The sequence below is a fragment of the Massilia oculi genome (assembly GCF_017582745.1).
Classification (GTDB): Bacteria; Pseudomonadota; Gammaproteobacteria; order Burkholderiales; family Burkholderiaceae_D; genus Telluria; species Telluria oculi_A.
The window spans coordinates 86246-107167 of the sequence record NZ_JAFVIM010000017.1 but is presented as its reverse complement, the minus strand read 5'-3'; the positions used below and the strand labels follow the sequence as shown (position 1 = coordinate 107167).

19 protein-coding genes are annotated in these 20922 nt (G+C 64.4%); 1 reads left to right on the top strand and 18 read right to left on the bottom strand.

Annotation, left to right across the window (positions count from 1 at the left end):
• Window positions 1-101: 101 nt before the first annotated feature.
• The 16 genes from J3U95_RS18990 to ndk all read right to left on the bottom strand — a co-directional run bounded on the left by J3U95_RS18990 (window position 102) and on the right by ndk (window position 16844).
• Window positions 102-641 (bottom strand): phosphoribosyltransferase, encoded by a 540-nt coding sequence (locus J3U95_RS18990; RefSeq protein ID WP_005666264.1) that lies wholly within the window; start codon window positions 639-641, stop codon window positions 102-104.
• 24 nt (window positions 642-665) lie between these two features.
• The gene (locus J3U95_RS18985) at window positions 666-1982 is read right to left on the bottom strand and encodes an adenylosuccinate synthase (RefSeq protein ID WP_208280223.1); all 1317 of its coding nucleotides are present in this window, start codon (window positions 1980-1982) and stop codon (window positions 666-668) included.
• Window positions 1983-1985: 3 nt separating this feature from the next.
• Entirely contained in the window at window positions 1986-3140 is a 1155-nt protein-coding gene (locus tag J3U95_RS18980; RefSeq protein ID WP_208280222.1) for an ATP phosphoribosyltransferase regulatory subunit, read from the bottom strand.
• Between the two features lie 253 nt (window positions 3141-3393).
• Window positions 3394-4272 (bottom strand): protease modulator HflC, encoded by an 879-nt coding sequence (gene hflC / locus J3U95_RS18975; protein WP_208280221.1) that lies wholly within the window; start codon window positions 4270-4272, stop codon window positions 3394-3396.
• Entirely contained in the window at window positions 4272-5558 is a 1287-nt protein-coding gene (gene hflK, locus J3U95_RS18970; protein ID WP_208280220.1) for an FtsH protease activity modulator HflK, read from the bottom strand. The genes hflC and hflK overlap by 1 nt, the downstream gene beginning before the upstream one ends.
• A gap of 3 nt (window positions 5559-5561) precedes the next feature.
• Window positions 5562-6773 carry a GTPase HflX gene (gene hflX, locus J3U95_RS18965; protein ID WP_229519951.1) on the bottom strand — a complete coding sequence of 404 codons (1212 nt, stop codon included), beginning with the start codon at window positions 6771-6773 and terminating at the stop codon, window positions 5562-5564.
• Between the two features lie 32 nt (window positions 6774-6805).
• Window positions 6806-7045, bottom strand: a complete 240-nt coding sequence (gene hfq / locus J3U95_RS18960; RefSeq protein WP_005666255.1) for an RNA chaperone Hfq — start codon at window positions 7043-7045, stop codon at window positions 6806-6808.
• Between the two features lie 157 nt (window positions 7046-7202).
• Window positions 7203-8540, bottom strand: a complete 1338-nt coding sequence (gene der, locus J3U95_RS18955; protein WP_208280218.1) for a ribosome biogenesis GTPase Der — start codon at window positions 8538-8540, stop codon at window positions 7203-7205.
• 8 nt (window positions 8541-8548) lie between these two features.
• A complete protein-coding gene (gene bamB / locus J3U95_RS18950) occupies window positions 8549-9703 on the bottom strand; it encodes an outer membrane protein assembly factor BamB (RefSeq protein WP_208280217.1) in 1155 nt (384 codons plus the stop codon).
• Window positions 9704-9787: 84 nt separating this feature from the next.
• Window positions 9788-10468, bottom strand: coding sequence for a YfgM family protein (locus J3U95_RS18945; RefSeq protein ID WP_208280216.1), 681 nt, complete (start codon window positions 10466-10468; stop codon window positions 9788-9790).
• A 48-nt stretch (window positions 10469-10516) separates the two neighbouring features.
• Window positions 10517-11869 carry a histidine--tRNA ligase gene (hisS, locus tag J3U95_RS18940; RefSeq protein ID WP_208280215.1) on the bottom strand — a complete coding sequence of 451 codons (1353 nt, stop codon included), beginning with the start codon at window positions 11867-11869 and terminating at the stop codon, window positions 10517-10519.
• 18 nt (window positions 11870-11887) lie between these two features.
• On the bottom strand, window positions 11888-13174 hold the full coding sequence (gene ispG / locus J3U95_RS18935) for a flavodoxin-dependent (E)-4-hydroxy-3-methylbut-2-enyl-diphosphate synthase (protein ID WP_208280214.1): 1287 nt from the start codon (window positions 13172-13174) through the stop codon (window positions 11888-11890).
• A 21-nt stretch (window positions 13175-13195) separates the two neighbouring features.
• Complete coding sequence (locus J3U95_RS18930; RefSeq protein ID WP_208280213.1) at window positions 13196-14254, bottom strand: helix-turn-helix domain-containing protein; 1059 nt, start codon at window positions 14252-14254, stop codon at window positions 13196-13198.
• 47 nt (window positions 14255-14301) lie between these two features.
• Complete coding sequence (gene pilW / locus J3U95_RS18925) at window positions 14302-15123, bottom strand: type IV pilus biogenesis/stability protein PilW (RefSeq protein ID WP_208280212.1); 822 nt, start codon at window positions 15121-15123, stop codon at window positions 14302-14304.
• Window positions 15123-16292: a dual-specificity RNA methyltransferase RlmN gene (rlmN, locus tag J3U95_RS18920; protein ID WP_208280211.1), complete on the bottom strand. Its 1170-nt coding sequence runs from the start codon at window positions 16290-16292 to the stop codon at window positions 15123-15125. The genes pilW and rlmN overlap by 1 nt, the downstream gene beginning before the upstream one ends.
• Before the next feature lie 126 nt (window positions 16293-16418).
• Window positions 16419-16844: a nucleoside-diphosphate kinase gene (gene ndk / locus J3U95_RS18915; protein ID WP_005666240.1), complete on the bottom strand. Its 426-nt coding sequence runs from the start codon at window positions 16842-16844 to the stop codon at window positions 16419-16421.
• Between the two features lie 256 nt (window positions 16845-17100).
• On the opposite strand from ndk, the gene J3U95_RS18910 reads away from it, so the two are divergent.
• Window positions 17101-17787, top strand: a complete 687-nt coding sequence (locus J3U95_RS18910; RefSeq protein ID WP_208280210.1) for a Bax inhibitor-1/YccA family protein — start codon at window positions 17101-17103, stop codon at window positions 17785-17787.
• 46 nt (window positions 17788-17833) lie between these two features.
• On the opposite strand, the gene J3U95_RS18905 is transcribed toward J3U95_RS18910, so the two are convergent.
• Together J3U95_RS18905 and rlmD are read right to left on the bottom strand one after the other, a co-directional pair.
• A complete protein-coding gene (locus J3U95_RS18905; protein ID WP_370662085.1) occupies window positions 17834-19426 on the bottom strand; it encodes a PQQ-dependent sugar dehydrogenase in 1593 nt (530 codons plus the stop codon).
• Entirely contained in the window at window positions 19427-20839 is a 1413-nt protein-coding gene (rlmD, locus tag J3U95_RS18900) for a 23S rRNA (uracil(1939)-C(5))-methyltransferase RlmD (protein ID WP_208280209.1), read from the bottom strand.
• Window positions 20840-20922 lie beyond the last annotated feature (83 nt).

Genomic DNA, 20922 nt, shown 5'->3' with positions numbered 1-20922 from the left:
AAATTTTGGTGACGCAATATTATCAGTTCATCGAAGACCAATAAAAAAAACAGGGAAAGGCTTTCACCCTTCCCTGTCTTGCGCCGATCGTGCCGATCGAATTACTTCTCGAATTTCTTCAGCCACGCCGCCAGCTGATGCGGACGCAGGCCGTCATACTCTTCGAACGGCTGGTGGATCCACGGATTGTGCGGCAGGTCGTCCAGGTAGTAATCAGGACGGATCGACGAGGTGCCCTTGACCCAGATGACGGCCGACTTCACTTCGGTGACGTCCTTGTAGTTCTCGGTCAGGTGCTCGCTGACCTTGCGCAGGGTGACGCCCGAATCGGCCAGGTCGTCGACCAGCAGCACACGGCCGGCCAGCGGGCCCTTGGTCATGGTCATGTACTTCGAGATGTCCAGGTCGCCCTGCTTGGTGCCGGCTTCTTCGCGGTACGAGCTGGTCGACAGGATCGCCAGCGGCACGTCGAAGATGCGCGAGAACACGTCGCCAGGACGCACGCCGCCGCGCGCCAGGCACAGCACCTGGTCGAACTTCCAGCCCGATTCATAGACCTGCAGCGCCAGGCGCTCGATCAGGCGGTGGTATTCATCCCAGGAGACCCACAGGTCCTTGTCGGTCGATACGGGGGTATTCATCTTCTACTCCAGATTCTTCTTGGTTTATGCTGCGAACGGGTGACGCAGGACGATGGTTTCTTCACGGTCCGGACCGGTCGACACCATGTCGATCGGTACGCCAACCAGTTCTTCGATGCGCTTGATGTAGGCGCGGGCATTGGCCGGCAGCTCTTCCATCGACTTGGCGCCGACGGTCGATTCGGTCCAGCCAGGCATTTCTTCGTACACCGGCTCGCACAGCGCGGCTTCTTCGGCGCCGACCGGGAAGATGTCGACCGCGCGGCCGTCGATCTTGTAGCCGGTGCAGAGCTTCAGCGATTCGATGCCGTCCAGCACGTCCAGCTTGGTCAGGCACATGCCCGACACGCCGTTGATCTGGACCGAGCGGCGCAGCAGCGCGGCGTCGAACCAGCCGCAGCGGCGGGCGCGGCCGGTCACGGTGCCGAATTCATGGCCGATGCGCGACAGGTGCTCGCCCACGCCTTCTTCGGTCGACAGTTCGGCCGGGAACGGGCCCGAACCGACGCGGGTGGTGTAGGCCTTGGTGATGCCCAGGATGTAGTGCAGCATGTTCGGGCCGACGCCGGCGCCGGCGGCGGCATTGCCCGCCACGCAGTTCGACGAGGTGACGAACGGATAGGTGCCGTGGTCGACGTCGAGCAGCGAACCCTGCGCGCCTTCGAACAGCAGCTTGCCGCCCTGCTTGTGGGCCGCGTACAGCAGCGACGACACGTCGGCGACCATCGGACGCAGGCGCGGCACCAGTGCCATCGCGTCGTCGTAGGTCTGCTGGAAGTCGATCGCTTCGCCGCCCAGGTAGTTGACCAGCACGTGGTTGTGGTAGTCCAGGTTTTCCTTGAGCTTCTCGGCGAAACGCTCGGCGTTGAGCAGGTCGGCGATACGGATCGCGCGGCGCGCGACCTTGTCTTCGTAGGCCGGGCCGATGCCCTTGCAGGTGGTGCCGATCTTGTTCTCGCCGCGCTTGGCTTCGCGCGCCTTATCGATGGCGACGTGGTACGGCAGGATGATCGGGCAAGCCTCGGAGATCTTCAGGCGCGACACGACTTCGATGCCGGCGGCCTGCAGCTTGTCGATCTCGCGCATCACGTCCGGCACCGAGACCACGACGCCGTTGCCGATGTAGCAGGCCACGCCTTCGCGCATGATGCCCGATGGGATCAGCTGCAGCGCGGTCTTCTGGCCCTTGATCACCAGGGTATGGCCAGCGTTATGGCCGCCCTGGAAACGCACCACGCCAGCGGCGTGGTCGGTGAGCCAGTCGACGATCTTACCTTTGCCTTCATCGCCCCACTGGGTGCCGATGACAACGACGTTCTTTGCCACGTTAGTATTTGACATCACTTAACCTAAGTTTTTGAGAATCCAATTTCCGTTTTCGAGGACGAGCACGCGGTCGCACTCGAACTCGTCCTGAATATTGTCGTGACCAGGCATGCTCTGGATCACGACTTCGCCTGCCTTGCGCAGGTCAGCGATTTTTTCCTTCAGCTCGGGGGCATTGCCCCACGGCGCGCGGATGGAATGCTTGCGCTCGGCCGTCGGCAGCAGCCGGGCCAGTTCGCGCAGGTCGAGCGAAAAGCCGGTCGCCGGACGCGCGCGTCCGAAGGCCTCGCCCACATGATCATAGCGGCCGCCACGGGCGACGGCGTTCGGCAGGCCCGGCACGTACAGCGCGAACATGGCGCCGCTTTCGTACTGGTAGCCGCGCAGGTCGGCCAGGTCGATCGCGACGTCGGCGCGGCCAATGGCGCCGGCGGCCAGCGCGGCCAGCTCGGCCAGCGCCCGCTGAATGCCCGGCAGCGCCGGCAGCTGTTCGCGCGCCTTGGCCAGCACCTCGACGTCGCCGTACAGGTGCGGCAGCGCCAGCAGCGCCTGGCGGGTCTGCGGATAGTAATTCTTCGAGATCTCGTCCAGGCCCGGCGCATCCTTGGCGCGCAGCAGGCAATAGAGCTGGGTCTCGTCGCGCTTGGCGGCCGGGTCTTCGTTCAGCAGTGCGCGCAGCACGCCGACGTGGGCCAGGTCCAGGCGCACATTGGTAAAGCCCGCCAGGGCCAGCGAACCGAGGGCCAGCTCCTGGATCTCGGCGTCAGCTTCCAGGCCGGCATGGCCATAGATCTCGGCGCCGATCTGCACCGGCTCGCGGGTGGCGTGCAGGCCCGAGGGACGGGTATGCAGCACGCTGCCGGCATAGCACAGGCGCGTGATCGATTCGCGGTTCAGCAGGTGGGCGTCGATGCGCGCCACCTGGGTCGTCATGTCGGCGCGCAGGCCGAGCAGGCGGCCCGACAGCGGGTCGACCACCTTGAAGGTCTTGAGGTCGGTATCTTCGCCGGCGCCTGCCAGCAGCGACTCGGTGTATTCGAGCAGCGGCGGCATCACCAGCTCGTAGCCGTAGAGCCGGAAGTTATCGAGCATTAGGCGGCGCAGCTCTTCGATCTTGCGCGCTTCGGACGGCAAGACATCGGCAATATTCTCAGGCAATAGCCAGTTCGGCATGGGCAACAGATGGGAGTTGGGATAATTAGTTGCGACTGGCAAGGGCGACGACGGGCGTGCCAGCGCATGGCGCGAACGCCGAATCGGTGATTTTACCCGAAAACAGCGCGGGTGAGGCATGGAATGCTGGTTCGACAGCTTGCCGGGTTAACAATCTGCCACGCCCGGCATGCCTATACAAGCCGGCAAATCCCATGAAAAACGGGCTCCCGTTTTGCGGGAGCCCGTCCTGGGCAACGCCTGGAGGGTCGACTTAACGCCCCGACGCCGCCGGCTGCTTCATGTACTTGAAGAACTCCGAGCTCGGATCCACCACCAGCACGTCGCTGCGGTCCTTGAAGCTGGCGCGGTAGGCTTCCAGCGAACGGTAGTAGCGGGCGAACTCCGGGTTTTTGCCGAAGGCTTCGGCGTAGATGGCCGATGCTTTCGCGTCGCCGTCACCCTTGACCTTCTCTGCGTCGCGGAAGGCTTCGGCGATGATCACGGTGCGCTGGCGGTCGGCATCTGCGCGGATCTGCTCGGACTCGGCGGCGCCGGTCGAACGCAGCTCGTTGGCGACGCGGACACGCTCGGCGCGCATGCGTTCGTACACCGAGTTGTTGATCTGCTCGATGTAATCCACACGCTTGAGGCGCACGTCGACGATGCCGACGCCGATCTCTTTTGCTTCCGCCACGACCTTGGCCTGCACCGCCGCCATCACCGCGGCGCGCTCGCCGGAAATCACTTCGCGCACGGTGCGCTTGGTGATCTCGTCGTTCAGCGCCGCCTTGATGATCTGCGACATGCGATCGCGCGCACGGCTTTCATCACCGCCGAAGCTGACGTAGTACAGGCGCGGATCTTCGATACGCCATTTCATGAAGGCATCCACCAGGATGTTCTTCTTCTCGGCCGTGATGAAGCGGTCGGCGTCAGGCGTGTCCAGCGTCAGGATGCGCTTGTCCAGGTAGATCACGTTCTGGAACGGCGGCGGCAGCTTGAAGTGCAGGCCCGGCGTCGAAATCACTTCCTTCACCTGGCCGAGCGCGAACACGATCGCGAAGCGGCGCTGGTCGACGACGAAGATCGTGGACGACAGCAGCATCAGTGCGATGAAGCCCGCGACGAAAATAGTTACGAGGCGGTTCATCAGCGGGTCTCCCTGTCACGTGAGGAATCGCGGCTGCGCTCGTCTCGCTGGCGCACCGCTTCCATGGCCTGGGTCACTTCGGCCGGCTGGCCGGACTGCGGCAGTTGCACCGGGCCGGACTTGCTGCCGATCTGGGCGTCGTTGGCTGCCTGCTGCTGCATCAGCTTGTCGAGCGGCAGGTACAGCATATTGTTGTTGGCGCGCGAATCGATCATCACCTTGGTGGTGCTGGTGAAGATCTGCTGCATGGTGTCGATGTACATGCGGTCGCGGGTCACGGCCGGGGCGCGCGAATAGGCAGCCACCACCTGGTCGAAGCGGGCGGCGTTACCGGTCGCGTTCTCGACCACCATCGAGCGATATGCTTCGGCGTCCTGCTGCAGGCGGAAGGCCTGGCCGCGCGCAGCCGGGATGATCTGGTTCGCATACGCCTCACCCTCGTTGCGGGCGCGGGCGCGGTCTTGCCCTGCGCGCACGGCGTCGTCGAAGGCGCTCTGCACCTGCTCCGGCGGCTGCACACCCTGCATGGTGACGTTGGTGATCAGGGCGCCCAGCGCATAGCGGTCGCCGATCGCCTGCATCATCGAATGCACGTCGGCGGCGACCTTCTCGCGGCCCTCGTACAGGACGAAGTCCATCTTGTTGCGGCCGACCACTTCGCGGATCGCGGTCTCGGCGATCTGGCGCACGCTGTCGTCCTGGTCGCGGTTGTTGAACAGCCAGGCGACCGGGTCTTTCAGCGTGTACTGCACCGCGAACTGGATGTCGATGATGTTTTCGTCATCGGTCAGCATCAGCGATTCTTGCGGCTGCTTGTTGCGCACGTTGGCGCGGTAGCCGATCTCGGCAGTACGGATCTGCGAGGTATTGACGGTCTCGTGGGCCTGGAACGGATACGGCCAGCGCCAGTTGAAACCCGGCGTGGTCGAGTGGCTGTACTTGCCGAAGGTGGTCACGACGCCGACCTGGCCCTCTTGCACGATGAAGGCGCCGCTGGCGAGCCAGATGAAGCCGACGATGATGGCGATCACGCCGGCGCCGATGCCGGCGCCGCGCATTTCGCCGCGCGGGCCGCCATTGTCGCCGCCGCCGTTATTGTTGCCGCGGCCGCCGAACATGCGGTTCAGGCGCGCATTGAAATCGCGCCACATCTGGTCGAGGTCGGGAGGACCGTCACCGGGGCGGCGACCATCCTGGGCCTTGCGGTCGTCTTCGGGGTTGCGTCCCCAGCGTGGGTCGTTCAGCGACAGTTTGACGCCGAATCTTTTTAGTAGAGAAACAAGCATAGGCTAGTTGGGCCTGACATGGGTGGAAGTTGGCATATTGTCGGCAAGACCGCCGGGGTGCGCGTCCACCGACGCGTCGTCCTCGGCGAGCCCGAAGGCTTCGTCGTGCTCTTCGTTTTCTGGGTTGCTGTACCCGCCTGGGCCGGGCGCGGAGCTGGCCGCCTCGGCGATTGCCGAACGCAGCAGATCCAGGCCGGCGCCACTGTGGGCGCTGATGAAAACCCGGTTGATCTTATCATACTCATCACGCTCGACCCCAGGTTCCAGCCCGGCGGCATCGATCTTGTTCCATACCAAAATTTGCGGAACATGATCTGCGCCAATCTCGCGCAAGACTTCATTGACCTGTTCGACCTGTTCCATGCGCGTCGGGGAAGCGCTGTCGACCACGTGCAGCAAGAGGTCGGCATGGATGGTTTCTTCCAGCGTGGCGCGGAACGCCGCCACCAGTTGGTGCGGCAGTTCGCGCACGAAACCGACGGTGTCCGAGATGACGACGCTGCCCACCTCGTCGCCCAGGTACATGCGGCGGCTGGTGGTATCCAGGGTCGCGAACAGCTGGTTCGCCACATACACGCCGGCTTTCGTCAGCGTGTTGAACAGGGTCGACTTGCCGGCATTGGTATAACCGACGAGCGACACCGAGAAGGTCTTGTTGCGGCCGCGCTGGCGGCGCTGGGTCTCGTGCTGCTTGCGCAGCTTGCCGAGGCGCGCGCGCAGCATCTTGACCCGTTCGCCGATCAGTCGGCGGTCGGTCTCGAGCTGGGTTTCACCCGGACCGCGCAGGCCGATACCGCCTTTTTGACGTTCCAGGTGGGTCCAGCCGCGGATCAGGCGCGTGGCCAGGTGCTGCAGTTGAGCCAGCTCAACCTGAAGCTTGCCCTCGTGGCTCTTGGCGCGCTGGGCGAAGATGTCGAGGATCAGGCTGGTGCGGTCGATCACGCGCAGCTGGAGGCGACGCTCCAGGTTGCGCTGCTGGGCAGGAGAGAGAGCGTGATTGAAAATGACGATCTCGGCGCCAAGGGCCTTGGCGTCGAGGGCGATTTCGTCGGCCTTGCCGCTGCCGACGAAATGCGCGGGGTCCGGGCTGCTGCGCTTCGCCGTGATCGTGGTGATCGGATCGGCGCCGGCGGAGCGCGCAAGCAGTGACAGCTCATCGAGACTGGCGGCAAAGTCGCCAGTCCCGAAGTCGATGCCGACCAGCGCTGCGCGCAGGGTTGGAGTGCCGGGGGCGTCAGCCATCGGCCTTACTCGGCTTCGTTGGAGTCGAGGTTAAGGTTGACGGCACGTGCCGGCACGACGGTGGAAATGGCATGCTTGTAGACCATCTGGGTCACGGTATTACGAAGCAAGACGACGTATTGATCGAAGGATTCGATATGACCCTGGAGTTTGATACCGTTGACGAGGTAGATGGAGACAGGGACGTGTTCCTTGCGCAAGGCGTTGAGGAATGGGTCTTGTAACAGTTGCCCTTTGTTGCTCATAACAGCTCCGTAATGTTGTTGTAGTTAAAAGTTTGAGGCGATTTGCCGGTTTTCAAGTAGCTAGAGCCATATTCTGCGTAAGCGAATGCAGCCCTAAGCCTACTGTAACCTGTTTTGCCGCTTTTTGTCGTACTGCTACTGTCCTGGATATGTAATTTCAATCCTTGGCAAACGGGTTTTTCCCGCTGCGCAGCTCGATCCGCAGCGGCGTGCCGACGAGATTGAACGTGTCACGGAAGTGCTTTTCCAGATACCGCTTATAGGGTTCCGTGATTCCCTCCAAAGCATTACCGTGGATGACGATGATCGGCGGATTCTGGCCGCCTTGGTGGGCGTAGCGCATCTTCGGACGCGAGGTGCCCTTGCGCTTCGGCTCCTGCTTCTCGACCGCCTCTTGCAGCGCGCGCGTCAGGCGCGGCGTCGACAGGTTGGCGGTGGCGGCGGCATAGGCAGACTCCACCGACTTGAGCAGCTGGCTGATGCCGGTGCCGCGCAGCGCCGAGACGAAATGGGTCTTGGCGAAGCCCAGGAAGTCCAGCTTGCGGTCGAGGTCGTTCTTGACCTGGTCGCGCTGGTCCGATTGCAGGCCGTCCCACTTGTTGACGGCCACCACCAGCGCCCTGCCCGACTCCAGGATGAAGCCGGCGATGTGGGCATCCTGCTCCGAGATGTCTTGCTGGGCATCGAGCAGCAGGATGACGACGTTGGCGTCCGAGATCGACTGCATGGTCTTGACCACCGAGAACTTCTCGATGGCTTCGAAAATCTTGCCGCGGCGGCGGATGCCGGCGGTGTCGATCAGCGTGTACTTCTTGCCGTCGCGCTCGAACGGCACTTCGATCGCATCGCGGGTGGTGCCCGGCATGTCGAAGGCGATCACGCGCTGCTCGCCGACCAGGGTGTTGATCAATGTGGACTTACCAACATTGGGACGGCCGACGATGGCGATCTTGAAGCCGTGGTCGGCCGGCTCGAGTTCTTCCGGCTCGTCGGGACGCTGGGCGAAGGCGATGTCGAGCGCCTCGTTGACCAGGTCGTGCACGCCGTCGCCATGGGCGGCGGAGATCACGTAGGGGTCGCCCATGCCGAGTTCATAGAAATCGGCAGTGACCGAGGTGTACTTCATGCCTTCCGACTTGTTCACCACCAGCATGACCTTGCGGCCACTCTTGCGCAGGTAGTCGGTGATCGTTTTGTCATGCGGAGTCAGGCCCTGGCGGCCGTCTACGATGAACACGACCACGTCGGCCTCGGCCACGGCCTGGCGCGTCTGCAGCGCCATTTCATGCATGATGCCTTCTTTGGCGACCGGCTCGAAACCGCCCGTGTCGATGACCAGGAATGGCCGTTCGCCAATCCGGCCTTCGCCATAGTGGCGGTCGCGCGTCAGGCCAGGGAGGTCGGCCACCAGCGCGTCACGCGAACGGGTCAGGCGGTTAAATAAGGTCGATTTCCCGACGTTGGGACGACCTACGAGTGCGATTACCGGCTTCATGTTTTATTCTATTCGACCGCGATGGCGGTCACAGTTCCATTTTGTGTTTGAAAAATCAGGTTCGTGCCGGCCACCAGCGGCGTACCCATGATCGGGCTGCCATCGGTCGCTGCGCGCGCCAGGAAAGATCCGTCCTCGCGCGACAGGAAGTGCACATAGCCTTCGAAGTCGCCGACCGCGACGGCGCGGCCATACGACAGCGGGGTCGAGAGGCGGCGGAAGGCCAGCTTGTCGTTCTTCCAGCTGGAAGAACCCGTGTCGCGGGTGAAGGCATGCAGGGCGCCCTTGTCGTCCGGTGCGAACACGTACAGCTGGTCGACGGCGACACCGGCATCCGACGACAGGTCACGGGTCCACTTGGCCGAACCGGTGACCAGGTCGAAGCAGCCTACGCGGCCCTGGTAGGACACGGCGCACACCTCGTTTTCGAACAGCACCGGCGCCCCGCCGATATCGGTCACACGCTCCAGTTCGGTGGCGCCGCGCGAGACGCCCACCTCGACGTCCCAGCGCGGTGCGCCGGTAGCCAGGATCATCGACGACAGCTTGCCGCCCGGCTGGGCCACGATGACGTCGGTCCCGGCCACGATCATGCCCGGCGCATTGCGCAAGGTGAGCGGCGGCGCGACTTTTTGCACGGTCCACTTCGTCTTGCCGTTGGCGGCATCGATGCCGACGATGCGGTTGTCGATCGAGCGCGCCACGACGATGCCCTGCGACACCACCGGCGCCGACAGGATCTCGCTCGACAGCTGGCTGTTCCACAGTTTCTTGCCATCCATGTCGAAGGCCAGCAGCTGGCCCTTGTCGGCGCCGACCACGATCAGGTTGCCGTCGGTGCCGACGCCGGCCGACAGTTCGGTGTCGGCCTTGATGCGCCACAGCTGCTTGCCGCTCTCGGCTTCGACGCGCGCGATGGCGCCGTCGGCGCCGGCCACGACCACGGTGTTGCCGGTCAGCGCAGGCGAGAAGGTGTAGCCGCGCGCCTTGCCGATATCAAGTTTCCATGCAGTACGCACGGCCATGCTGCCTTTCAGCTCGACCAGCTTGGCCGGCTGGTCGCCCTTCTTTTCCGACGCGAATGGATTGAGCGAATTGAGGGTCGAGCAACCCGTCATCAGGGCCAGTACGCCGACACCAACAAGCTTGCTGCAAATACGCATTTTGTTCTACCTTGTTCCTGGACTATAGAGGACGCAAGGCCCGCGCCGCCGTCAGGCGTGCGCGGGCCCTCTCATGGGGGAGGTTTACGCGGCTGCCTTTTGCTCGGCAGCTGCTTCCGATTTCTTGTCGGCCGGCACGGTGCCGCCGATCGCTTCCAGCTTGATCTGCACCAGCTGGCGGCCAGGCGCGTTCGGATCCATGGCGGCGATCGCCGCGACATAGGCCGCGCGCGCTTCGTTCAGCTTGTTCTGCGCGACCAGCACGTCGCCCTTGCGGTCGTTCACTTCCGAGGTGAACTGCGGCAGGAACTTGCCGTTCAAGACCTTCAGCGCTTCGTCGAATGCCTTCTCGTCCAGCAGCACGCCGGCCAGGCGCAGGTTGGCGATCGACTTGTATTCGTCGTTGCCGTGCTCGGCCGCCCACTGCAGGTGCGTCTTGGCGGTCTTGAGGTCGTTGGCTTCGAAGGCGGTCTTGGCCGCGGCCAGGGCTGCCATCGGGGCATAGGCCGACGATTCGTACTTGGCGCGGATATCGCCCGCGACGCGCTGCACCTTGGCATTGTCGTTCGCCAGCAGCGAGGTCTGCAGCTCGTCATACAGCGCCGACGCCTCGACCGACTTGTTGCGCTGGTGGGTTTTCCAGTAGTTCCAGCCGGCGTAGGAGCCGAGCGCGAGAATCAGGACCCAGATGATGATGTTGCCGTACTGCGACCAGAACGCCTTGAAGGAATCAAGCTGTTCCTGTTCCTGGTGATCGTATGCCATGTGCGTATTCTTGTAGTGAGTGGTTCGAAAATGTGGCCAGTGCCGGGATCAATGCCGGTGCACGTGGTCGTGGTCGTGGTCGCAATCGGGGCCGTGAACATGTCCACCGACGATCTGGTCGACCAGGTAGTCGACCACTTCCTCGAACGGTACGCTGGCCTGCTGCTGTTCGCCAATCTCGCCGCGCATTGTTTTCACTTGCGCGGCATTGTTCGCGATCTCGTCCTGGCCGATGATGACGGCAAAGGCGGCGCCGCTGCCATCGGCCTTCTTCATCTGGCTCTTGAAGCTGCCCGCACCCGTTGGCGTTGCGCAATGTAACACAACATCCAGGCCGGCATCCCGAATCCGCTCGGCCAGGATGAAGGACTGCAGCTGCGCTTCTTCACCCTGGTGGACCATGTAGACGTCGCACACGTTCGGCTCGGCCGGCTCGCCCAGTCCCTTCATGAGCTCGATGATGCGTTCCATGCCCATCGCGAAACCGACCGCCGGGGTCGGCTTGCCGCCGAAGGTCTCGATCAGCGGATCGTAGCGGCCGCCGGCGCAGATCGTGCCCTGGGCGCCCAGCTCGTCGGTGACCCACTCGAACACGGTGCGGTTGTAGTAATCCAGGCCGCGCACCAGGCGCGGGTTGACGGTGTACTGCACCGCATTCTTGTCCAGCAGCGCCTTGACGCCGTTGAAGTGGGCCAGCGATTCCTCGCCCAGGTAGTCCAGCAGGCGCGGGGCGGCGTTGACCATCTCCTGCATCGCCGGGTTCTTGGTGTCCAGGATGCGCAGCGGATTGCTGTGCAGGCGGCGCTTGGCCTCAAGGTCGAGGATGTCCTCGTGTTTTTCCAGGTAGGCGATCAGGTCGGCGCGGTGGCGGTTGCGCTCTTCGGCATTGCCGATCGAGTTCAGCTCCAGGCGCACGTTCTGCAGGCCCAGGTCATCCCACAGGCGGCGCGACATCATGATCATCTCGGCGTCGATGTCCGGGCCCGAGAAGCCGATCGCTTCGGCGCCGAACTGGAAGAACTGGCGGTAGCGGCCGCGCTGCGGACGCTCGTGGCGGAACATCGGGCCCTTGTACCACAGGCGGCGCGGGCCGTCGTAGACCAGGTTGTGCTCGAGCACGGCGCGCACGACGCTGGCCGTGCCTTCCGGACGCAGGGTCAGCTGGTCGCCGTTCATCGAGTCTTCGAAGGAATACATCTCCTTCTCGACGATGTCGGTGACGGCGCCGATGGCGCGCGAGAACAGGCCCGTCTGCTCGACGATCGGGGTCACGATCTTCTGGTAGCCGTAGCTCTTGAGGATCGTTTCGGTGGTGTTCTCGAACAGCTCCCACAGCGGCGCGTCTTGCGGCAGGATGTCGTTCATGCCTTTGATGGCGACGATTTTTTCTGGTTTGGACATTTTGATTAACTCTTCGACTTATTCCGTCACCGCTTCGCGGCTATAGTTCTTCTTCACATAATCGAGCACGATGGTCTTGAACTCATCGACGATGCGCTCGCCGCGCAGGGTCGCGAATTTCTGGCCGTCGACGAACACCGGCGCTGCCGGCGATTCGCCGGTGCCGGGCAGGCTGATGCCGATGTTCGCGTGCTTCGATTCGCCTGGGCCGTTGACGATGCAGCCCATCACGGCCACGTTCATCGCCTCCACGCCCGGATACGTTTTCTTCCATTCCGGCATCTGCTCGCGCAGGAAACTCTGGATGTTATCCGCCAGCTCCTGGAACACGGTCGAGGTCGTACGACCGCAGCCCGGGCAGGCGATCACCATCGGGGTGAACTTGCGCAGGCCCATGGTCTGCAGGATTTCCTGGCCCACCACCACCTCGCGGGTGCGGTCGCCGCCCGGTTCAGGCGTGAGCGAGATGCGGATGGTGTCGCCGATGCCCTCTTGCAGCAGCACCGACAGCGCCGCGGTCGAGGCGACGATGCCCTTGCTGCCCATGCCGGCCTCGGTCAGGCCAAGGTGCAGCGGGTAGTCGCAGCGGCGCGCCAGTTCGCGGTAGACCGCGATCAGGTCCTGCACGCCCGACACCTTGCACGACAGGATGATCTTGTCGCGCGCCAGGCCGACTTCTTCGGCGCGCACGGCGTTTTCGATCGCCGACGTGATCAGGGCTTCGTACATCACCGCCTGGGCGCTCCACGGATTGGCGCGCGCGGCATTTTCGTCCATGATGCGGGCCAGCAGCGACTGGTCCAGACTGCCCCAGTTGACGCCGATGCGGACCGGCTTGTCGTACCTGGCGGCGATCTCGATCATCTGGGCGAACTGGGTGTCGCGCTTGGCGCCCTGCCCCACATTGCCCGGATTGATGCGGTATTTCGACAGCGCCTGCGCGCATTCCGGATAGTCGCGCAGCAGCAGGTGGCCGTTGTAGTGGAAGTCGCCGACCAGCGGCACGTCGACTTCCATGCGGTCGAGCTGTTCGCGAATCGCCGGCACGGCGGCCGCCGCGGCCGGGGTGTCGACCGTGATGCGCACGATTTCGGAACCGGCGCGCGCCAGGTCCTTGACCTGGATCGCGGTGCCGATCGCGTCGGCGGTATCGGTATTGGTCATCGACTGCACCACCACCGGGGCGTCGCCGCCCACCCATACCGTGCGGGCGCCGTGCGAGACGGCGACCTTGCGGCTGGCGCGGCGCGCCAGCGGGCCGGAGGGAATTGCTTCTGGAGTGCAGGCTTCGTTCAACGAATTCATTTGGTGTATTCCAGCTTCAGCTTATTTCAGCGCCACGCGCGCGATGGTGCGGCCCGGCTGCTGCGGCAGCGCGACGTCGGCGCCGCGCAGGGTCGCGGTCACGCCGCCAGGGGCCCCGACCACCAGGGTCGCCGGGCCGGACAGCTCGATCGACTCGGTGCTGCCGCCCTTGACCAGGCGCGAGATCAGCGGACGGCCGCCGGCGCTCGGGCGTACTTCGATCCAGGAATCCTCGCGCACGTTCAGCACCAGGGTATTGGCGCCGGCGGTGGGCGCCACGGCGGTGACCGGTGCGGCGGCGGTCGAGACGGTTGGAGCCGGGGTTGCGCCAGGCGCGGCGGCGGTCGGCGTTCCCGCTGCGGGTGCCGGCGCGCCGGCCGGCGGCGGCACGGCCGGCACCGGTGCGGTCGGGGTGGCCGGCGCCGCGCCCGGCGTCGAACCTGGGGCGGCCGCCGGCGGCGCGCTTTCGCCGGCCGGCGCCGGCACCGAGATCAACGGCACCGATGGATTGATCAGGCCTTGCGGAGCAGCATGCGCAGGCGCCGAGCCCGGCGCAACGACGCCGGCGGCAGGGTTTTCCAGCACCGTGGCGTCGCCCGCCTGGCCATCGCGCTGCAGGTTCGGAATCAGGTCGAACTGCCAGGCCGCGACGGCGGCGCCGGCCACTACCACGGCGGCGGCGATCCAGCCCAGCGGCAGGCGGTTGCGTTTGCCGCCCATGGGAAAGCGGGTCTCGGAGAACGTGGCCGGACGCTGTTCGCGGCGCACGGCGCCGGCATTGATGGGAGCGCCGGCCTGGGCTTCCGGTGGCATGTTCAGTTCGATCATCGACACCAGCGGCGCGGCGTCGATCTTGAGCAGCTTGGCATAGGCGCGCACGAAGCCGCGAGTCACGGCCGGGCTAGGCAGCGCAGCGTAATCGCCCGCTTCCAGCGCCACCACCTGGCGCGGGGCCAGCTTGAGCTGGTCCGCCACCTGTTCCACACTCCAGCCCATCGCTTCGCGCTGGGATTGCAGGGTCTTGCCAGGGATGCCGGGCTGGTTGCCCGGCGTAGCCGGCTGATCTGCTTGCTCGTTCATTGTCCTCGTCCTTGTCCGTGTGAGCTTCTAGTTGAGCTTGTTTTTGTTTACTCGTCGAAAGCGCCGCGCTCGAACGCCGCGTATTCGGGCGAACCGGGGAAACGCCGCCGCAGCTGGGCCGCAAGCGTCGCCTCGTGGGTCCGGTCGCCCAGCTTGCGCTGTACGCGCAGCGCGAGCCAGAGCGCATCGGCCGGCAGTGTCTCGATACTTGCCGTCTCGATCAGGCGATTCACGAAAAAACCGGCGCGCTGCATGTCGCGCCGCTCGTAGTACACCCGCGCCAGGCCGGCATTCACGGCCGGCAGCGACGGGCTCAAGCGCAGGGCCTCGAGCAGGTAGCGCTCGGCCGCGTCGATATTCCCGTTCTTGATGCTGCACGCGCCCGCATTGATCAGCGCGGAAAGCGGCGTCTGATAGGCGGGATTCTTGAGCGCGGCATCGAAATAACGCAAGGCCTCGACTGGCTTGTTCACCGACTGGCACAGGAAGGTGCCGTAGTTGTTCGCGAATTCGGGATTACCCGGTTCGAGTCGCAACGCGTGGCGATGGTTCTCGTCGGCCAGCGGGAACTGCCCCATCGAGGTATAGATCAGAGCCCGCAGGCCGTAGGCGTCGGCGTAGTTCGGATCGGCCGCCAGCGCCTGCTTGACTTCGTCGAGGGCGATCTCGTGCTTGCCCTCCTGGTAGTAGCCGACCGCCAGCTGCACCCGGATCGAGGCGCGCTTTTCCAGCGCGGTCTGGTCCGAGGCGGTCTTGAGTTCGCCGTCGCGCGTGGTCGCCGCGCCGCCCGACCCCGTGCCGGCGCAACCGGCCAGCAAAGCGAGGGACAGGGTCGATGCGAATGCGAGCCAGCCGGCGGCGAATTTCATCAGGTCGGGATCTCCACGATACGGCCGAAATCGGCGCCGAACTTCTTCTGGTATTCGGCCATCTTTTCCATCCGCTCGGCCACGCGGGTGCGGTCCTTGACCTCGCCCGCCAGCTGGCCGCAGGCGGCGTCGATGTCGTCGCCGCGCGTCTTGCGCACGGTGGTCACGATGCCGGCGTTCATCAGCACTTCGGCGAAGGCCTTGATGCGCGGATTCTTGGAGCGGAACAGGCCCGACTCGGGGAACGGGTTGAACGGGATCAGGTTGAACTTGCAGTTCACGCCGACCACCGGATCGTTCACCAGCGCGATCAGTTCTCGCGCGTGCTCGTCGCTGTCGTTGAAGCCGTCGAGCATGCAGTACTCGAAAGTGATGAAGTCGCGCGGCGCGAACTCGAGATAGCGCTTGCAGGCGGCCATCAGCTCGCGCAGCGGATATTTTCTGTTCAGCGGCACTAATACATCGCGCAGCGCATCGTTCGAGGCGTGCAGCGACACGGCCATGGCCACCGGCACGTCTTGCGACAGCTTGTCGATATTCGGCACCACGCCCGAGGTCGACAGGGTCACGCGGCGGCGCGACAGGCCGTAGGCGTTATCGTCGAGCATCATCTTGAGCGCGGTGACGGTCGGCTCGTAGTTCAGCAGCGGCTCGCCCATGCCCATCATCACGACGTTGGTGATCTGGCGCTCGCCTTTCGGGCCGGGCTCGATGCCCTTGGTGCGGCGCAGCTCGAACTCGGCCATCCACAGCTGGCCGATGATTTCGGCGACCGTCAGGTTGCGGTTGAAGCCCTGCTTGCCGGTCGAGCAGAAACGGCAGTTGACGGCGCAGCCCGCCTGCGTGGAGATGCACAGCGTGCCGCGGTTTTCTTCCGGGATGAACACGGTCTCGACCGCGTTGCCGTTGCCGACGTCGACCAGCCATTTGCGGGTGCCGTCGCTGGCCGTCTTGTCGCTCACGATGGCCGGCGCACGCACTTCGGCGCGCGACTTCAGCTTTTCGCGCAGCGACTTGGCCAGGTCGGTCATGCTGTCGAAGTCGCTTGCTCCGAACTGGTGTATCCAGCGTTGCAGTTGCTTGGCGCGGAACGGTTTCTCACCCAAGTCGGCGCAGTAGGCGACGAGTTGCGCGGGATCAAAATCCAGCAGGTTGGTGAGAGTTGTCATGGCTAAATTCCTATATTTCCGAACCTGCTCGCATCGCCCCGCGGGCGCAGGCGAGCAGGTTACTCATTTAAATTAGTCCGGGGGAATCGATCCGGGGAACGCCCGGACTGCGCTCCCCCTTACTAATTAACGCGAGTAGACGTTCAGTGCTGGGAAGTAGTAAGCGATTTCCACAGCGGCGGTTTCGGCAGCGTCCGAACCGTGAACGGCGTTGGCGTCGATCGAATCAGCGAAGTCGGCGCGGATGGTGCCGGCGTCGGCTTTCTTCGGATCGGTAGCGCCCATCAGGTCGCGGTTTTTCAGGATCGCGCCTTCGCCTTCCAGCACCTGGATCATCACCGGACCCGAGATCATGAAGTCGACCAGGTCCTTGAAGAACGGACGCGCAGCGTGCACTGCGTAGAAGCCTTCGGCTTCAGCGCGCGACAGTTGCACCATGCGGGCAGCCACGATCTTCAGGCCGGCTTCTTCGAAACGGCTATAGATTTTGCCGATCACGTTTTTTGCAACTGCGTCCGGCTTGATGATGGACAGGGTGCGTTCGATTGCCATGAGAAAACTCCAATAAAAGTAAGGTTTTGAACTGAGAAATTCGTTTGAACTTTGGGACTCAATCAACCTTTAATTTTACCATACCTGCCCCAGATATCCGATATTGCGGTCGTGGCAAGCATGGTGTTACAGTGGCGGCAAAAGTCCGTCCAATGTGAGCCTTTCTTCATCTTCAGTTAAGAAAGATGCGATAGGATCAAGGTGACGTACCTCGCGCAGCACTCGCACGTACCATTTATCTAACCGGAGGCACTATATGTACCCTAGTACCCAACAGCAAAGTACCATCGACCTGAGCAAAGGTGGTCAGGCCACGCGTAACAAAGTGTTACGTAACACGTATTGGCTGCTGGCGCTGTCGATGATCCCGACCGTCCTGGGCGCCGTTGCCGGCATGTCCTTCGGCATCGCCTTCACTGGCATCATGGGCTTCGTGATCTTCCTCGCGGTTGCCTTCGGCTTCATGTGGGCCATCGAAAAGAACAAGGATTCCGGCCTGGGCGTCGCCCTGCTGCTCGGCTTCACCTTCTTCATGGGCATGATGCTGGCCCCGTTGCTGACCCACACGCTCAATTACTCGAACGGCGCCAGCCTGATCATGACCGCCTTCGGCGGCACCGCCGTCGTGTTCGCCGTGATGGCCAGCATCGCCACCACCACCAAGCGCGACTTCTCGGGCATGGGCAGCTGGCTGATGGCCGGCGTCGTCGTCCTGCTGCTGGCGGTTGTCGCCAACATCTTCCTGCAGATGTCGGCGCTGTCGATCGTGATCTCGGTCCTGGCGATCGGTATCTTCTCGGCCTTCATCCTGTATGACGTGCAGCGCATCGTCAACGGCGGCGAGACCAATTACGTCACCGCCACCCTGTCGATCTACCTGAACGTGTTCAACATCTTCAGCAGCCTGCTGCGCCTGCTGGGCATCGTGGGCGGCGACGACTGATCGATCGCTGTTTCTCGACAAGAAACCGGCCTGCGGGCCGGTTTTTTCATGGGCGCGTCAAACGCAGCAGGCTGGCATCGACGCCATCCGTAAGGACATAGATCGCGCCGTCCGGGCCGACCTTGACGTCGCGCATGCGCTGATTCAGTTCTGCCAGCAGCGTCTGCTGGCCGACGATCCTGCCGCCATCGCGCACGACGCGGTGCACGGCGCGACCGCGCAGCGCCGGCACCAGCAGGTCGCCGCGCCACTCGGGGAACTGGTCGCCGCGATAGACCGCCAGTCCGGCCGGTGCGATCGACGGGGTCCATTCCAGCAGCGGCGCTTCGAAGCCGGCCAGGCGGCTGAATGGCGTCACGCGGCCGAACGGATAATCGATGCCGGCCGTGACGAGCGGCCAGCCGTAGTTCTTGCCTGCCACGATGCGGTTGATCTCGTCGCCGCCGCGTGCGCCTTGTTCGGTGAGCAGCAGCTCGCCCGTAACGGGATCGACGGCGATGCCCTGCGGGTTGCGGTGACCGAGACTATAGATCTCGGGCGCGGCGTCGGGACGCTTGACGAAGGGATTGTCGGGCGGCGCCTTGCCGTCGCGGTCGAGCCGGACGACGGTGCCGAGGTGATTGCCGACGTTTTGCGCCTCTTCGCGGCGCCAGTTGCCGTCGCCGACCGTCAGCACCAGCGTCTGATCCGGCAGGAAAGCGATGCGGCCGCCGTTATTGCCGGCGCGCGGCTTCGGCGTGGAACTGAACAGGACCCGGACGTCCTCCAGCCGGTCATTCTCCAGCCTGGCCCGCACCAGGCGCGTGCCATTGGCGCCCTCCTCCCCATGACCCATCGTCAGGTAGAGCAAGTCATTGCGCTCGAATGCGGGGTCGATGGCGACATCCATCAGGCCGATGGTGCCGCCGCGCTGGAACACGGGCGGCAGGCCGCCGGTGGCGATCGGCTTCTTCGCGCCATCTTCACCGATGGCGACCAGGCGCCCGGCCATCTCGGTGACGAGCAGGCGGCCATCCGGCAGGAAGGCCAGCGACCATGGCCGATCGAGCCCTTGCGCCACGGTCTCGATCCGGTACGTGGTGGGATCGACCGCATCGAGCTTGTCGGCCGCGCCGGGCGAGGTAACGAGGAAGAGCGCCGCCGGAACCAGGGCCATCAGCGCCGCCGCCAGCACCTGGCGACGCGGCTCCGTGGCCTGCCGCGCCGGCGATATCATGCGGGCATAGACCAGGCCGCCGGCAATCCCGCTCAGGGCCATCAGCGCGTGCTCGAGCCCACCGCGGGTCGCGGCGATCGCCGGCATGGGAATGACGTTGAGCATCAGCCAGAATGCCGCCCACAGGCCGGCGGCGGCGGCCGCGGCGAACAACGGCGCGCGGCGCGCCGGCCCGGCCGCACGTCCAATCGCGTGCGCGGCCAGCATCGCGGGCAGCAACGCGGCGAAGGAGATGCCGATCATGACCGGGCCGAAGCCCGCCAGGTCTTGCAGCGTGGTCCAGGCCCGCAGCGACAGCGGAATCGACGCGCCGAGCGCGGTGAGTTCGCCGAGATTGACCTGGGTTTGCACCAGGCTGGCGACCATCCCGGTCGCGACGGCGGCGGCCAGCAGGGCTGCCGCGTGGCGACCGAGCTGCTTCACTCAGGCCGCCGCATCAGTTGCCGGCACGTCGGCCAGTACATAGGTGGCGCCATCGGCTGCCGGCGCCGGCCTGGCGCCCAGCTCGAACACGCCGATCGATTCGACGTGCGAGGTGTGCGGGAACATGTTCACCACGCCCGCCTTCTTCATCACATAGCCCGCCTTGTGCACCAGGATGCCGGCGTCGCGCGCCAGGGTCGATGGGCTGCACGAGACGTAGACGATGCGCTGCGGCATCAGGTCTTCATTGGTCTCGCGCAGCTCGGCCAGCGCCAGCGCCAGCGCCATGGCGCCGTCGCGCGGCGGGTCGATCAGCATGCGATCGAATTTGCCCAGCGCTACCAGGTCGTCCTTGGTGACTTCGAACAGGTTGCGGGTCGAGAACGAGGTCTTCTCCGCCAGGCCGTTCGCCTTCGCATTGTCCAGCGCGCGCGTGGTGAGCGCCGTGCTGCCCTCGATGCCGACCACCTCACGCGCCTGGGTCGCCAGCGGCAGGGTGAAGTTGCCCAGGCCGCAGAACAGGTCGGCCACGCGGTCGTCCTTCTGTACTTCCAGCAGGCGCAGCGCCTTCGACACCAGCACGCGGTTGATGTGGTGGTTCACCTGGGTGAAGTCGGTGGGCTTGAACGGCATGCGGATGCCGAACTCGGGCAGCGTGTAGTACAACTCCTTGCCCAGTGGGTAGAACGGATAGGCGGTGTCCGGACCCTTCGGCTGCAGCCACCACTGGATCTCCCATTTGTCGGCAAAGGCCTTGACCAGCACCTCGTCGGCCGGCGTGAGCGGCGCCATGATGCGCAGCACCAGCACCGTCGTCTCTTCGCCGATCGCCACCTCGATCTGCGGCATCTGGTTGTAGATCGACAGGCCGCCGACCAGCTCGCGCAGCGGCACCAGCAGGCGCGCGACGTGGTCCGGCAGGATCTCGCAGGTGGTGATGTCGGCCACGTAGGACGAGGCGCGCTCGTGGAAGCCCACCAGGACGCCGCCCTTCTTCGCCACGTGGCGCACCGACAGGCGCGCGCGGTAGCGATAGTCCCACGTCGGGCCATACATCGGGCGCATGATCATCTCGGCCTTCACTTTGCCGAGGTGCCACAGGTTATCTTCCAGCACGCGGCCCTTCATGGCCACCTGCGCGCTCGGCTCCAGGTGCTGCATCGAGCAGCCGCCGCAATAGCCGAAATGCTGGCACTTCGGCTCGACCCGCATCGACGAGGCGCGCTGCAGGGTGACCATGCGGCCCGCTTCCCAGTTCTTTTTCTTGCGCGTCGTCTCGAAGCTGACGCGTTCGCCCGGCAGCGCGCCTTCGACGAAGATCACCTTGCCTGGCGAGCCGTCCTCGTTCTCGAGGTGGCCCACGCCGCGGCCGTCCATGTCGAGGGATTTGATGTCGATGAAGATTTCTTGCATGGTGATGAGAAAGTGGGGTGAAGGCAGGGAGCTGGCCCTGGCCGGCGGCGCATGCTTCAACGGCCGCGCAAAAAGAAAAAATG